Consider the following 14,163-nt stretch of genomic DNA (forward strand, 5'->3'; position numbering starts at 1 on the left):
TACACAAAACGTGCAAACGCTCGAGATCAGTTCCCTCTCCAGGGGGAGAGGGCTAGGGTGAGGGGGCTTTTGAAGTTGTTTACTTCTTCAAGTCTTCGGCACCTTGCAGCGGTTCATCACCCAGCAGCAGATCCTTGTCATGGTTAACCAATTCTTCCTCGAACATCCGCCAGACGTGATCATCCTGACTGCCCAGCAACTCGACAAACCGGCGACCTTCAACTTTGTCACCCAATTGACCGATGTAACGCCCGGTTTCAGTCTCGCTGCGGGTCAGGACAATCTTGCGATCCTTCTCCGGCTGCGTCGGTGAAATCAGGTTCAGCTCCAGGGTCTTTGGCTGACTGTCACCGCTCAAGCGCAAATCAACTTCACCGGTCACGTCATCCAGATGCACAGCGGCGCGCATTTTCAGAGTCTGTGCCAACAGTTCACGGTCCAGCGAACGGTTGATGCCTTTGCCGGCCTCGTAGTAGTTGTCGTTGACCAGGTTGTCCGGGTTGTTCACCGCAATGGTCACCATGGACAGGGTCAGGGTCACCGAACAGGCCAGAATCCCGATGATGATCCATGGCCAAAGGTGCTTGTACCAGGGACTTGCGGCGTTTGCTGCGGGCATGTTCAGTTCTCTCAACGGATTTGTGGGCCGATGAATCGGCTCTTGGCTTCAACGTGGACGCTGTCGTCATCGGCATCCTTGAGGATGAATTTCACCTCGTTGGTGCTCGATGGCAGTTGCTCCGGTGCGCTCGACAACTCGACCGGCATGCTGACGATGTCGCCGGCCGCGACTTTGATCTCGCGTTTGCCTTGCAGGCGCAGGTCGGGCAGGCCCGCGGCTTCCAGCACGTAAGTGTGGTCGCGCTGATCCTTGTTCATGATCTTCAGGCTGTAGACGTTTTCGATCCGGCCTTCGGCGTTTTCGCGGTACAGCACGCGGTCCTTGCTAACGTCGAAGCCGACCAGCGAGCGCATCACGAATGCAGTGACCAACAGGCTGATCATCGCCAGCAACACTACGGCATAGCCGATCAGGCGTGGCCGCAGTTTATGGGTTTTCTGCCCGGACAGGTTGTGTTCGGTGGTGTAGCTGATCAGCCCGCGCGGGTAATCCATCTTGTCCATGATGCTGTCGCAGGCGTCGATGCAGGCCGCGCAGCCAATGCACTCGATCTGCAGGCCGTCGCGGATGTCGATGCCGGTCGGGCACACCTGAACGCACATGGTGCAATCGATGCAATCGCCCAGCCCCTGGGCCTTGTAATCGACGCCTTTCTTGCGCGGGCCACGGCTTTCGCCGCGACGCGGGTCGTAGGAGACGATCAGCGTGTCCTTGTCGAACATCACGCTCTGGAAGCGTGCGTACGGGCACATGTAAATGCACACCTGCTCACGCAGCCAACCGGCGTTGCCGTAAGTGGCGAGGGTGAAGAAACCGACCCAGAAATACGACCAGCCATCGGCCTGACCGGTGAAGAATTCGAAGACCAGTTCACGGATCGGCGAGAAGTAGCCAACGAAGGTCATGCCGGTGACAAAACCGATCAACAGCCAGAGCGCGTGTTTGGCGAATTTGCGCGCGAATTTGTTGGTGCTCATCGGCGTCTTGTCGAGCTTGATGCGCTGATTGCGGTCGCCTTCGGTGACCTTCTCGCACCACATGAAAATCCACGTCCACACACTTTGCGGACAGGTGTAGCCGCACCAGACCCGGCCGGCGTACACGGTAATGAAGAACAGGCCGAACGCGGCAATGATCAACAGGCCCGAGAGCAGAATGAAATCCTGTGGCCAGAAAGTGGCGCCGAAGATGAAGAACTTGCGCTCCGGCAGGTTCCACCACACGGCCTGATGACCGCCCCAGTTCAGCCACACCGTACCGAAATACAGCAGGAACAATGCCGCACCGCCCATCATCCGCAGATTGCGGAACAGGCCGGTGAACGCGCGGGTGTAGATTTTTTCTCGAGAGGCGTAAAGGTCAACGCTGTTGTTCGCGTTTTTGCTCGGTGGTGTGACGTCGTGTACCGGAATCTGGTTGCTCATCATTGCATCCCACGGCAGTGGAAAAATGCCTCGGTCGATACGTGCCAACCCAGGTCAGAAAGGGGTGTTGCAGTGGCGCAATGATACGCCGGTCGCTCTGGATCAAGGGTGCGACCTTTGGTCGCGTTGGGTAAAAAACCTGAATGGTGTAGCGAATGCAGCAAAGCATGATGCAGGTCAATTGACTTGTTGAGTATGGACGGTTTTGGCTTGAGGGCTAATTCATTGTTTCCATGGGAGAACAGTCCGCCGCTGCGGTCATTGCGAGTTTCATAAAAAAGTCTGGTCAGATTGGACGCACGCACGAATGGCGTCACGTTCAGGGTTTCCTTTGCAAAACTCGACGCGTGTCTGTCCTGAAAGAAAACTTTGAATGTGGTTTTGCGTGGGCCACGCTAGGTTGAATTGAACTTGTCATGTTTATTTTCAGTGCTCTGCAGGTTATTCAAGTTGTGCGGCTAGTGCCTCTGAAATAAATCCAATTGATTGTTCTTTATGAGTGCTTTGAAGTTTTCTGTTTTTTCGAATAAGTTCTGTTTGCGCGAAAAGTTCGCGTCTGATTGATTACTTTAAACGGAATTTAATGTATGGCTTTTAACAAGTTTGCAAGCGTTGTGCTGGGTGTGTGTTTGTGGGCGACGGGTGTATCGGCGCAGGCTATAACCGGAACACCGAAACACATGGTTTTTGCCTCGGATACTCAATATCCCTGGACCGACAAGACCGATGATCGCGAATCCGAATCCGACGCCGAATTCGATGTTCGTTCGAAATGGCTGGTTGATACTCAGCTTGGGAGTATTGCCGAGTTCAGAAATCAGCACGGCTCTCAAGCCCAGGTGCCTTTGATGATCAATGGCGATATAACCGCTTTTGGTCATGGCTGGCAGCGTTCGTTCATGAAGGATTTACTGACCAAGCACTTCAAAGGTGAGTATTTATACGGCTTGGGTAATCACGATTATGAAAACAATGTTGATGATTGTTTTAGTAATAGCTGTGCGGCGGGAAGTATTGTCGAGTTCAAAGAGCACCATGAGGGTAAAGTCGACAGCTTTGATCTGAAAATCACCAGTGGGTTTCTCAGTAAAAAGTACTCTGGCAGTCTCGCCTATTCAAAAAACATCGGCGAAGTTCATATGGTTCAACTCAATAACGAACCGACGTATACCACCCGGATTGCTCATCCATTGAACCCGACGACATTTGAAATCAACGATGCGCTCGACTGGCTCGAGACGGACCTCAGACTGGCGCGAGCCTCGGGGTACGCCATCATCATCAATATGCATAAACCGTTGCGCCACCAGGGGACCCAAGCGCAACAGAAACGCTTCACCGATATGGTCAATAAATATCAAGTGACGGCGATCTTTGCCGGCCATTTGCATAAGGATGGAGGTGATGCTTATTGGGAGGGTAGCGTACCCATCTACCTGAGCGGCAGTACGTCTCAGCAAACCTATCTGATTGCCAGTTTCACCGAGGACCGCAAGCAGTTGCAGGTCTATCTGGTGAAGAACAATCAGTGGCGCAATCGAACGCTGATCGATACGACGCCGGTGCATTCAATCTTCGCCAAGCGCCCATAAAAAAAGCCCCGCCAGTGATTAGGCGGGGCTTTGTACGATCAGTGATTGGCAGCGTTCCATGGATTGATCAGATGAACGCCGCTGAGTTGGAAGTCGGCAACATTACGGGTGACCAGCGTCAGCCCATGAACAAGCGCGGTGGCGGCGATCAAAGCGTCGCATTCATTGCTGCGATCAGGCACATGCAGCTGTGCGCATCGGCTAGCGACGGCGCTATCGACCGAGAGGATTCTTCCCGAGAATGCGGGTTTGACATGACGCTCGAGCCAGTTGCGCAGCATCCCTCCTTGTGGCGGGTCGCGGCGTTCGATACGCAGAATGCCGGTTTCCAGCTCCAGCACAGTGATGGCCGATAAATACAGGCTGGCCGGGGCGACGCTGTTTGCCCATGTCACCACCTGCTTGTCGGCCTGGGGTTTTCGCAGTTCGGAAACTACATTGGTATCCAGTAGAAACATCAGGACAGGTCCACGCTGCGAGGAGTGATGACGGCGCGCTCGGGTTCGAATTCGATGTCAGGCGCATTCGGCATGACCAGCAGATCGACGATGCTGGTCTGGCTACCGGTCAGTTTCTGGTATTCCTCGATGCTCAGCAGTACATGGGCAGGCTTGCCACGATCGGTAATGATGACCGGGCCCTGATGCGCGGCTTTTTTGGCAGCACTGGTGTCCTGGTTGAATTCGCGGCTGGAAATGGTCGTGATGGCCATCATGTTCGGCCTCCGGTGATCCTGGTGTAGAAACGTTACTACTTTTGGGTTTGCCCAGCAATCGAAAAGGTGGGTTGCGGACGATCGGTTTATCACTGTCATAACGGCACCGGCGAAAGCGCCCCGGCCAAAGGGCAGGGGCGCAGGATATTGGACGTAAATTCGCTGTGTTTTGCTGCCCCCTGTCAGGGCAATCTGCCGCCGCCAAGACCGTCCAGACCGCCGCTGTTACCTGGGCAACCTACGGGGTTTGGTGAGGGTGAGCGTGCGGGTGCCACAGGCCTATTCCCCAGCGTTGCTTCATGATCATGGAGGGACTGCAAACGTTTTGGCAGTGTGGTTTCGTCATTCTTTGACATGTAGGCTTCATCCTTGAAGGTTGACCCGATGCTGTTCATCGGGGTGGGAAAAACCTACAGGGCAGTGCTGCTCAGGTCTATTGAGCATATGTCTCAAGGCATGAATGCCAGCATGAAAAAAGGCCCCGCCAATCAACATTGGCGGGGCCTTTTGTACTTCAAGCGCTGGCCTTACTCGGCGTTCGCTTCGGGTGCTTTTTCACCGTGGGACAGGCTGTAAACATATGCCGCCAGCAGGTGCACCTTGTCGTTGCCTTGCAGTTGTTCCTGCGCAGGCATCTGGCCCTGACGGCCGTAACGGATGGTCTGCTGCAGTTGCGCGAAGCTCGAACCGTAGATGAACGCACCCGGATGGGTCAGGTCAGGCGCGCCCATGGCGGGGGTGCCTTTGCCGGCCGGACCGTGGCAGGCCACGCAGTTGGCGGCGAACAGTTTGCCGCCGTTGGCCGGGTCAGCCTTGGTGCCTTCCGGCAGTTTGCGGCCATCCAGGTTGGTCACAACGAATGCTGCTACGTCGGCAACACCTTGCTCACCGATGACTTCAGCCCAGGCCGGCATCACTGCGTGACGACCGCCCATGATGGTGGTCTTGATGGTTTCCGGCTCGCCGCCCCAGCGCCAGTCGGCGTCGGTCAGGTTAGGGAAACCGTAGGCGCCCTTGGCGTCGGAACCGTGGCACACCGAGCAGTTGGAGGCGAACAGACGGCCACCCATTTTCAGTGCTTGCGGATCCTTGGCCACTTCTTCGATTGGCATGGCGGCGAACTTGGCGAAGATCGGACCGAACTTGGCGTCCGAGCGGGCCATTTCCTTTTCCCACTCGTGCACGCCGGTCCAGCCGGTCTGGCCATTGGCGAACGCGGTCTGCTTGTCGTTATCGAGGTAGTTGTAGCCCGGCAGCAGGCCTTTCCAGTTGCCCAGGCCCGGGTACAGCACCAGGTAACCCAAGGCAAAAATGATGGTGCCGACAAACAGCATGAACCACCATTTCGGCAGTGGGTTGTCGTACTCCTCGATCCCGTCGAAAGAGTGCCCGACCGTCTCGTCCGTCTGTTCGCTGCGCTGGCCCTTGCGGGTCGACAGCAGCAGCCAGGTCAGGGAAAAGATCGTACCGAGACTGAGGACTGTGACGTACAGACTCCAGAATGTAGTCATTCTTTGTTACTCCTAGAAGCTTGCTCGACGTGCTTGATGGCTTCGGGATCATCCGCAAAAGGCAACAAGGTCGCGTCTTCAAACTCCGACTTGCGCTTGGGGCTGAACACCCACAACGCCAGACCGATGAAGGCCACCATCACGACAACGGTGCCCAGGCCACGAATCATCCCGATATCCATCTAGATCACCGTTTGCTTTTGATGATGGTGCCCAGGCCTTGCAGATAGGCCACCAGCGCGTCCATTTCGGTTTTGCCCTTCACGGCATCCTTGGCCCCGGCGATGTCTTCGTCGGTGTAAGGAACGCCGAGCGTGCGCAACACTTCCATTTTCTTGGCAGTGTCTTTGCCGTCGAGCTTGTTTTCTACGAGGAACGGGTAAGCCGGCATTTTCGACTCAGGCACGACGTTGCGCGGGTTGTACAAGTGCGCACGCTGCCAGTCATCGGAGTAACGACCGCCAACACGGGCCAGATCTGGCCCGGTACGTTTGGAACCCCACAGGAACGGGTGATCCCAGACGCTTTCACCGGCGACCGAGTAGTGCCCATAGCGTTCGGTTTCGGCACGGAACGGACGGATCATCTGCGAGTGGCAGCCGACACAGCCGTTGGCGATGTAAACGTCGCGGCCTTCCAGTTCCAGCGCCGAACGCGGCTTCATGCCTTCGACCGGCTTGTTGGTGACGTCCTGGAAAAACAGCGGAACGATTTGGGTCAGGCCGCCAACGCTGACGGCGATGACCATGAAGAAGGCCAGCAGGCCAATATTCTTCTCGACAGCTTCATGCTTCATCAGTGAGCTCCAACGACAGCGATCTGGGCAGCGGCTTCGGCTTCAGCCGGGTTCGAGGCGCGCACGGTGCGCCAGACGTTGTAAGCCATCAGGAACATGCCGCTGGCGAAGAAAGCACCGCCCAGGGCACGGACGATGTAGCCCGGGTGGCTGGCTTGCAGCGCTTCAACGAACGAGTAGGTGAGGGTGCCGTCGTCGTTGATTGCACGCCACATCAGGCCCTGCGTGATGCCGTTGACCCACATCGAAGCGATGTAGAGCACGGTGCCGATGGTCGCGAGCCAGAAGTGCGCGTTGATCAGGCCGACACTGTGCATCTGCGCACGGCCGAACAGGCGCGGGATCATGTGGTAGATCGCGCCGATCGAGATCATCGCTACCCAGCCGAGAGCGCCAGCGTGTACGTGGCCAATGGTCCAGTCGGTGTAGTGCGAGAGCGAGTTGACGGTCTTGATCGCCATCATCGGCCCTTCGAAGGTCGACATGCCGTAGAACGCCAGCGAAACCACGAGGAAGCGCAGGATCGGGTCGGTGCGCAACTTATGCCAGGCGCCCGACAGGGTCATCATGCCGTTGATCATGCCGCCCCAGCTTGGCGCCAGGAGGATGATCGACATCGCCATGCCCAGCGATTGTGCCCAATCCGGCAGTGCGGTGTAGTGCAGGTGGTGCGGACCGGCCCAGATGTACAGGGTGATCAGCGCCCAGAAGTGCACGATCGACAGGCGATAGGAGTAGATCGGACGCTCGGCCTGTTTCGGCACGAAGTAGTACATCATCCCGAGGAAACCGGTGGTCAGGAAGAAGCCCACCGCGTTGTGGCCGTACCACCACTGGATCATCGCATCGGTCGCGCCGGAGTAGGCGGAGTAGGACTTGAAGAAGCTCACCGGCAGCGAGGCGTGGTTGACGATGTGCAGCATCGCCGTGACCACGATGAACGCACCGTAGAACCAGTTACCCACATAAATGTGCTTGGTTTTGCGCTTGGTAATGGTGCCGAAGAACACCAGACCGTAGGTGACCCAGACAATCGCCAGCAGAATAGCCAGTGGCCATTCCAGTTCCGCGTATTCCTTGGTGGTGGTGTAACCCAGCGGCAAGGTAATGATCGCGCCGACGATCACCGCTTGCCAGCCCCAGAAGGTGAAGGCGGCGAGGCTGTCGGAAATCAGTCGCGTCTGGCAGGTTCGCTGCACGACATAGTAGGAAGTGGCAAACAGTGCACAACCACCGAAGGCGAAAATCACCAGGTTTGTGTGCAACGGGCGCAGGCGTCCAAAGCTCGTCCACGGCAGACCGAAGTTCAACTCCGGCCAGACCAGTTGCGAGGCGATGAAGACACCGAGCCCCATGCCAAGGATCCCCCAGACCACCGTCATGATGGCGAACTGGCGGACTACCTTATAGTTATAAGCAGTCGGACTGATTGCTGTGCTCATTCTAAGGTTCCACGGTTTGGGTGTTTTATTAGGATTAAAATCGGCCGCAAGTATGCAGAGAGCAGGGGGTCATTGCAACGCGCCATGACCTGGGTCAATGCTTTCCAACGCTGATTCTGCGGCCTTTCCATGCGCCGCGTAAGGACAAAATTGGCCTCGGACAAAATGTCGCAGCGGACGAAAAAAGCGAGGGGTTCAGGTCGCTTGTAACGGGGTGTGTTCAAACGCTCAGTTCGGGTGACGGACGGTAAATGGCACGACAGCCGGTATCTACCGGCGTTTGCGGCCACATCAGTCAGCCGGTTCGCGGAACACAGCAGTCAGCGTTGACCTGGAACCGGCACAAGCCAGTCCGCATCGAGCAAGCGTAGACCCGAATCAGAGGAACCGAAAGGAGAGGGTGTGAAGGGGTGCGACAATGCGTCGCAAAGGGGCTGGATGCTGCCGCACCGAGAATGGTGCGGCAGAGGTGTACGCAATGATTACTTTTTGTTGTCTTCAGTAATCAGCTTTTCTGTATTCAATCCGTGTGACAGGCTGTACACATAAGCGGCAAGCAATTGCACTTTATCGTTGCCCAGCAGTTCGTTCTGCGCTGGCATGTGACCCTGGCGACCATGGCGAATGGTCTGCTCGAGTTGGGTCAGGCTGGTGCCATAGATAAACCCGGCCGGGTGCGTCAGATTCGGCGCGCCCATGGCTTCAGTACCTTGGCCGGTCGCCCCATGACAGGCCACGCAAGTAGTGCTGAACGCTTGCTGTCCGGCTTGCAGGTCAGCCTTGTTGTCGGCTGGCAATGGCAAACCGGCCAGTTCGTGACGGACGTACGCCGCGACGTTTTTCACCCCGGCTTCGCCCAACACTTCGCCCCAGGCCGGCATTGCCGCCATCCGGCCACCCATGATGGTGGTCTTGATGGTGTCGGCGTCGCCACCCCAGCGCCAGTCGCTGTCGGCGAGGTTAGGGAAACCGAACGCGCCTTTGGCGTCTGAGCCGTGGCACACCGAGCAGTTGGAGGCGAACAGGCGGCCACCCATCTTCAGCGCCTGCGGATCCTTCGCCACTTCTTCCAGCGGCATGGCGGCGAACTTGGCGAAGATCGGCCCGAATTTGGCGTCGGCCTTGTTCATTTCCTTTTCCCACTCGTGCACGCCGGTCCAGCCATCCTCGTAACACGGCAGGATGCCTTTCCAGTTGCCCAGGCCCGGATAGAGGATCAGATAGCCCACGGAAAACACCAGCGTGCCGGCGAACAGCATGAACCACCACTGCGGCAGCGGGTTGTCGTACTCCTCGATGCCGTCGAAGCTGTGGCCCATGGTCTGGTCTACGCTGCCCTTGGTCTCGCCCCGGCGCGTGCCGATCAGCAGCCACGTCAGGCCGATCAGGCTGCCGATGGTCAGTACGCAGATCCACGTACTCCAGAAGGTGGTCATGGCCGGGTACTCCTTGTCTCATTTACTGGGGTTGTGTCGGGTTGCGGCTCGTCGGCGAACGGCAGCAGACGCGCTTCGGCGAATTCCGGGGTGCGCTTGCGGTTGAATACCCACAAGGTCAAACCGACGAACGCTACAAACACGACAACGGTGCCTAAACCACGGATCAGCCCTGTGCTCATTTCAATGACCATGGCTCACCTCTTGCTCTTGATCGCAGTGCCGAGCACTTGCAGGTAGGAGACGAGGGCGTCCATTTCGGTCTTGCCCTTGAGGCTGGCCACCGCGCCGCTGATGTCGTCGTCGGTGTACGGCACGCCGAGGGTGCGCATGGTCTTGAGCTTGGTTTCGGTGTGGCTGCTGTCTACCGCTTGCGTGACCAGCCACGGATAGGCCGGCATTTTCGATTCCGGTACGACGTTGCGCGGGTTGTACAAGTGCGCGCGGTGCCAGTCATCCGAGTAACGCGCGCCGACCCGGGCGAGGTCCGGACCGGTACGTTTCGAACCCCACAGGAACGGGTGATCCCACACGCTTTCGCCCGCAACCGAGTAGTGCCCGTAGCGCTCGGTTTCGGCGCGGAACGGGCGGATCATCTGCGAGTGGCAACCGACGCAGCCTTCGCGGATGTAGATGTCGCGGCCTTCCAGTTGCAGCGCGGTGTAGGGCTTCATGCCTTCCACCGGTTTGTTGGTGACGTCCTGGAAGAACAGCGGGACGATCTGGGTCAGGCCGCCGATGCTCACGGCAAAGACCATGAGCAACATCAACAGGCCGACGTTCTTTTCAATCGTTTCGTGTTTCATGGCGGACTCCTCAGGCCATCTGCGCGGCAGCAACGACGTCAGCAGGCTGCGAGGCCCGCACGGTGCGCCAGGTGTTGTAAGCCATCAGGAACATGCCGCTGAGGAAGATCGCGCCACCAATCAGCCGCACGACGAAGCCTGGGTGGCTGGCCACCAGGGTTTCGACGAAGGAGTAGGTCAGCGTGCCGTCCTCGTTTACCGCGCGCCACATCAAGCCTTGGGCGATGCCGTTGACCCACATCGACGCGATGTAGAGCACGGTGCCGATGGTCGCGAGCCAGAAGTGCGCGTTGATCAAACCGACGCTTTGCATCTGCGCCTTGCCGAAGATTTTCGGGATCATGTGGTACAGCGCGCCGATCGAGATCATCGCCACCCAGCCGAGGGCGCCGGCATGTACGTGGCCGATGGTCCAGTCGGTGTAGTGGGAGAGGGCGTTGACGGTCTTGATCGCCATCATCGGACCTTCGAAGGTCGACATGCCGTAGAACGCCAGCGAGACCACAAGGAAGCGCAGGATCGGGTCGCTGCGCAACTTATGCCAGGCGCCCGAGAGGGTCATCATGCCGTTGATCATGCCGCCCCAGCTCGGTGCCAGCAGAATCAGCGACATCACCATGCCCAGCGACTGTGCCCAGTCCGGCAGCGCGGTGTAGTGCAAGTGGTGCGGGCCGGCCCAGATGTACAGGGTGATCAAGGCCCAGAAGTGCACGATCGACAGGCGATACGAATACACCGGACGCTCGGCCTGTTTCGGCACGAAGTAGTACATCATCCCGAGGAAACCGGCGGTGAGGAAAAAGCCTACGGCGTTGTGGCCGTACCACCATTGCACCATCGCGTCGGTTGCACCGGCGTACACCGAGTAGGACTTGGTGAAACTCACCGGCAACTCAAGGTTGTTGACGATGTGCAGAATCGCCACGGTGATGATGAACGCGCCGAAGAACCAGTTGCCCACGTAGATGTGCTTGGTCTTGCGCTGCATGATCGTGCCGAAGAACACGATGGCGTAGGCGACCCAGACGATGGTGATCAGGATGTCGATCGGCCATTCCAGCTCGGCGTATTCCTTGGAACTGGTGTAACCCAGTGGCAGGCTGATCGCCGCCAGCAGGATCACCAGTTGCCAGCCCCAGAAGCAGAACGCGGCGATTTTCGGCGCAAACAGTTGTGTCTGGCAGGTGCGTTGCACCGAGTAAAACGAACTGGCGAACAGCGCACAGCCACCGAACGCGAAGATTACCGCGTTGGTGTGCAGCGGGCGCAGACGGCCGAAACTGGTCCAGGGCAAATTGAAGTTGAGTTCGGGCCAGACCAATTGGGCCGCGAGAAAAACCCCGAGGCCCATGCCGACGATGCCCCACACCACCGTCATAATGGCGAATTGGCGGACCACCTTGTAGTTGTAGGCGGTACTGATAGAAGTGTTCATGGTTCCCCATCCACGGTTCAGCCGAAGTGAGCGCGCGCAAGACACGCGGCGAATCCTTCGTCTGGAGTTATAGGCAGACTAAAAGCGAGGCAAGCATGGACAAACAGCACAAGGCCAGTATTGACGGGGATCAATGGGCGCAGTGCGTGCTCGATCATGGATGGCTTTGGAACGCCGCCAGTGGTGAGGCTTCAGCGACGTTGATCCTTGCCCACGGTGCTGGTGCGCCGATGGACAGTGACTGGATGAACGATATGGCTGGGCGCCTTGCTGCACTGGGTGTGAGCGTGTTGCGGTTTGAGTTTGCGTATATGGCGCAGCGGCGGGTGGATGGGGTAAAGCGGCCGCCGAATCCTGCTGCGAAACTGCAGGAATGTTGGCGTGAGGTGTTTGCTGAAGTGCGACGTCATGTCGCTGGGGTTTTGGCCATTGGTGGCAAGTCCATGGGCGGGCGGATGGCGAGTCTGCTGGCTGATGAGTTGGGGGCTGATGCGCTGGTGTGTCTGGGGTATCCGTTTTATGCGGTGGGGAAGCCGGAGAAACCACGGGTTGAGCATTTGGCTTCTTTGCAGACGCGGACTTTGATTGTGCAGGGGGAGCGGGATGCGCTGGGTAATCGGGAGGCGGTTGAGGCTTACACCTTGTCACCGAGTATTGAGGTGGCGTGGCTCGCGGCCGGGGATCATGACCTCAAGCCATTAAAGGTTTCCGGGTTTACCCATGAACAGCATTTGGCCAGCGCTGCGCAGAAAATAGCCGAGTTTCTCAGCCACTGACCGAGCTGGGCTGAGATTTTGAACTGCATGAAGATCTGCTCCCTTTCCCCCTCGCCCCCATGGGGGAGAGGGCTGGGGTGAGGGGGATCGATTTCAGCTACGACATATTTTTTGGGTATATATCCGTTGCTGCGGTAACGGCTACTTAGGGTTCCGCCCTTACGGCGGGTCACTTTTTACAAACGCCTAAAAAGTAACCAAAAACGCTTGCTCCTACGTCCGGCCCGCTCGCTAAGGCTCGGGGTTCCTTCGCTGCGGGATCGATCCGGGCGCAGCGTCTCCGGTTTGCTTCGCTGCACCTACTCCCGCTGTGTTTGGCTACGCCAAACGGTCGCTGCGCTCCCACGCCCGGATCAATCCCTCCACTCAGCCTTCCGACGTCGCTCGTGGATCAAGATCAAAAGCAGGCGAGCTGACACTCGGCCTATTGAGTGGTGAAGAGCACGGAGCGCTTGGCTTTGGTTTTTGTGGTGTTCTCGCCCCTCACCCCAGCCCTCTCCCGAGGGAGAGGGAGCCGATTTTTGGGCTTTTCAAAGCCTGAGTTCAACGCGCTATTGCACGTCGGCGTACCTCTCCCAAACACCGCGGTCAGTCCCCTCTCCCTCGGGGAGAGGGCTAGGGTGAGGGGCGATTCTGCTGACACGATAAAAAACTGGAAGCGCGCACTGCCCAGCATTTCCTGTGCGCAAACATGATTTTGTGAACGCGTTTAAAGTACACGAACCGTTACGCCATCAGGCCTACAACACCTTGCGCCGTTACCTACGCGTACGCCAGAATCCGCCGGCTTACACGACTACAGGCCGGGCTATATCGTTTCCTTGTCACTGAAAAACAGTGATCGGGTTTGGTAGCCCGTCTTAAATTGTCGTTGTTGCGACACTGTCGATGCTGTCTCCTTTTTTGAGATATGGCTTTGTATGGTGGGCATGCGTGGGGCTCCTCTGTGAGCGCCGGGTTACCCAATTTGACCGGTCTACCAACCCGCGCATGGCCGCCACCCGCCGTTTGGTAGCGAGGGTGATGGCTCCCGTTTTTTCAAATTGGAGCTTTATCTATGTTCAAAATCACACCAAATCCACCACCCACAGACCCAATCCCTCACGACCCCGCGCTTAGCCCGCAAAAGATCAAAGAAGCAACCGACCGCGCCCTCGACTATTACCTCAGACCCGAAGCACTGGGTGCTCCGCCGAGCTCGCCCAAGTTTCGTCCGGTCTATCTCGTCGACCCCACGCTGGATGACGAAACCCTGCTGGTCGAGGCTAGCGAGTCGCTTTCATACGCCCATGCCATGGCCGGCAACATCGCCAACTCAATAGGCGGCCCGGAGCGCAAACCGCTGCTGGCGCTGCAACAGGTGATCATGCTCAACGAGCTGTTGGTCAATCGACTGCTGGATAAATTGAAGCTGCCTCAGTAGTTATTGGGCCGGCCCTCACCCTAACCCTCTCCCAGAGGTAGAGGGGACTGACCGAGGTGTGCAGTGGTCTAATTTCCCCGGACACCCCGATAGGTGGAAAATACATCTATCGAGGAGTTATTCATGACTAAAAAACGCAGGGCATTCGACGACAGCTTCAAGCTGCAAGTCGTGAAGATGATCAA

General features: G+C 57.6%; 16 protein-coding genes. 3 read left to right on the plus strand and 13 right to left on the minus strand.

Going from position 1 to position 14,163, the window contains the following annotated elements:
- Positions 1–79: 79 nt before the first annotated feature.
- The 3 genes from AC0ZWN_RS25200 to AC0ZWN_RS25210 are packed head-to-tail and all read right to left on the minus strand — an operon-like array spanning position 80 to position 2,363.
- Entirely contained in the window at positions 80–619 is a 540-nt protein-coding gene (locus AC0ZWN_RS25200) for a FixH family protein (RefSeq protein ID WP_093431857.1), read from the minus strand.
- Between the two features lie 11 nt (positions 620–630).
- On the minus strand, positions 631–2,046 hold the full coding sequence (gene ccoG, locus AC0ZWN_RS25205) for a cytochrome c oxidase accessory protein CcoG (RefSeq protein ID WP_093431860.1): 1,416 nt from the start codon (positions 2,044–2,046) through the stop codon (positions 631–633).
- Entirely contained in the window at positions 2,046–2,363 is a 318-nt protein-coding gene (locus AC0ZWN_RS25210; RefSeq protein ID WP_139213396.1) for a hypothetical protein, read from the minus strand. Before AC0ZWN_RS25210 ends, ccoG begins: the two co-directional genes overlap by 1 nt.
- 270 nt (positions 2,364–2,633) lie before the next feature.
- Between AC0ZWN_RS25210 and AC0ZWN_RS25215 the strand changes: the two genes are divergently transcribed.
- Positions 2,634–3,638 (plus strand): metallophosphoesterase family protein, encoded by a 1,005-nt coding sequence (locus tag AC0ZWN_RS25215; RefSeq protein ID WP_476337039.1) that lies wholly within the window; start codon positions 2,634–2,636, stop codon positions 3,636–3,638.
- A gap of 38 nt (positions 3,639–3,676) precedes the next feature.
- Here AC0ZWN_RS25215 and AC0ZWN_RS25220 read toward each other — a convergent pair whose 3' ends face one another.
- The 10 genes from AC0ZWN_RS25220 to ccoN (AC0ZWN_RS25265) form a co-directional block, all read right to left on the minus strand.
- Entirely contained in the window at positions 3,677–4,096 is a 420-nt protein-coding gene (locus AC0ZWN_RS25220) for a type II toxin-antitoxin system VapC family toxin (protein ID WP_099758478.1), read from the minus strand.
- Positions 4,096–4,350, minus strand: a complete 255-nt coding sequence (locus tag AC0ZWN_RS25225; protein WP_191630901.1) for a type II toxin-antitoxin system Phd/YefM family antitoxin — start codon at positions 4,348–4,350, stop codon at positions 4,096–4,098. The genes AC0ZWN_RS25220 and AC0ZWN_RS25225 overlap by 1 nt, the downstream gene beginning before the upstream one ends.
- 530 nt (positions 4,351–4,880) lie before the next feature.
- Complete coding sequence (gene ccoP, locus AC0ZWN_RS25230) at positions 4,881–5,864, minus strand: cytochrome-c oxidase, cbb3-type subunit III (protein WP_093431872.1); 984 nt, start codon at positions 5,862–5,864, stop codon at positions 4,881–4,883.
- Positions 5,861–6,046 carry a CcoQ/FixQ family Cbb3-type cytochrome c oxidase assembly chaperone gene (locus AC0ZWN_RS25235; RefSeq protein WP_003175465.1) on the minus strand — a complete coding sequence of 62 codons (186 nt, stop codon included), beginning with the start codon at positions 6,044–6,046 and terminating at the stop codon, positions 5,861–5,863. The genes ccoP (AC0ZWN_RS25230) and AC0ZWN_RS25235 overlap by 4 nt, the downstream gene beginning before the upstream one ends.
- Before the next feature lie 5 nt (positions 6,047–6,051).
- A complete protein-coding gene (gene ccoO / locus AC0ZWN_RS25240) occupies positions 6,052–6,660 on the minus strand; it encodes a cytochrome-c oxidase, cbb3-type subunit II (RefSeq protein WP_095047713.1) in 609 nt (202 codons plus the stop codon).
- On the minus strand, positions 6,660–8,102 hold the full coding sequence (gene ccoN / locus AC0ZWN_RS25245; RefSeq protein ID WP_093431876.1) for a cytochrome-c oxidase, cbb3-type subunit I: 1,443 nt from the start codon (positions 8,100–8,102) through the stop codon (positions 6,660–6,662). The genes ccoO (AC0ZWN_RS25240) and ccoN (AC0ZWN_RS25245) overlap by 1 nt, the downstream gene beginning before the upstream one ends.
- A 482-nt stretch (positions 8,103–8,584) precedes the next feature.
- Entirely contained in the window at positions 8,585–9,538 is a 954-nt protein-coding gene (ccoP, locus tag AC0ZWN_RS25250) for a cytochrome-c oxidase, cbb3-type subunit III (protein WP_476337042.1), read from the minus strand.
- Positions 9,535–9,732, minus strand: a complete 198-nt coding sequence (locus AC0ZWN_RS25255; RefSeq protein WP_095124863.1) for a cbb3-type cytochrome oxidase subunit 3 — start codon at positions 9,730–9,732, stop codon at positions 9,535–9,537. Before AC0ZWN_RS25255 ends, ccoP (AC0ZWN_RS25250) begins: the two co-directional genes overlap by 4 nt.
- Positions 9,733–9,735: 3 nt before the next feature.
- On the minus strand, positions 9,736–10,344 hold the full coding sequence (gene ccoO, locus AC0ZWN_RS25260) for a cytochrome-c oxidase, cbb3-type subunit II (protein WP_003223389.1): 609 nt from the start codon (positions 10,342–10,344) through the stop codon (positions 9,736–9,738).
- A 10-nt stretch (positions 10,345–10,354) separates the two neighbouring features.
- Positions 10,355–11,779 carry a cytochrome-c oxidase, cbb3-type subunit I gene (gene ccoN, locus AC0ZWN_RS25265; protein ID WP_476337044.1) on the minus strand — a complete coding sequence of 475 codons (1,425 nt, stop codon included), beginning with the start codon at positions 11,777–11,779 and terminating at the stop codon, positions 10,355–10,357.
- A 95-nt stretch (positions 11,780–11,874) separates the two neighbouring features.
- On the opposite strand from ccoN (AC0ZWN_RS25265), the gene AC0ZWN_RS25270 reads away from it, so the two are divergent.
- Positions 11,875–12,555 carry an alpha/beta family hydrolase gene (locus AC0ZWN_RS25270; protein WP_476337046.1) on the plus strand — a complete coding sequence of 227 codons (681 nt, stop codon included), beginning with the start codon at positions 11,875–11,877 and terminating at the stop codon, positions 12,553–12,555.
- Positions 12,556–13,612: 1,057 nt separating this feature from the next.
- The gene (locus tag AC0ZWN_RS25275; RefSeq protein ID WP_099758482.1) at positions 13,613–13,978 is read left to right on the plus strand and encodes a DUF6124 family protein; all 366 of its coding nucleotides are present in this window, start codon (positions 13,613–13,615) and stop codon (positions 13,976–13,978) included.
- Positions 13,979–14,163 lie beyond the last annotated feature (185 nt).

It is taken from the genome of Pseudomonas sp. 3B-A001-10F (assembly GCF_056313565.1).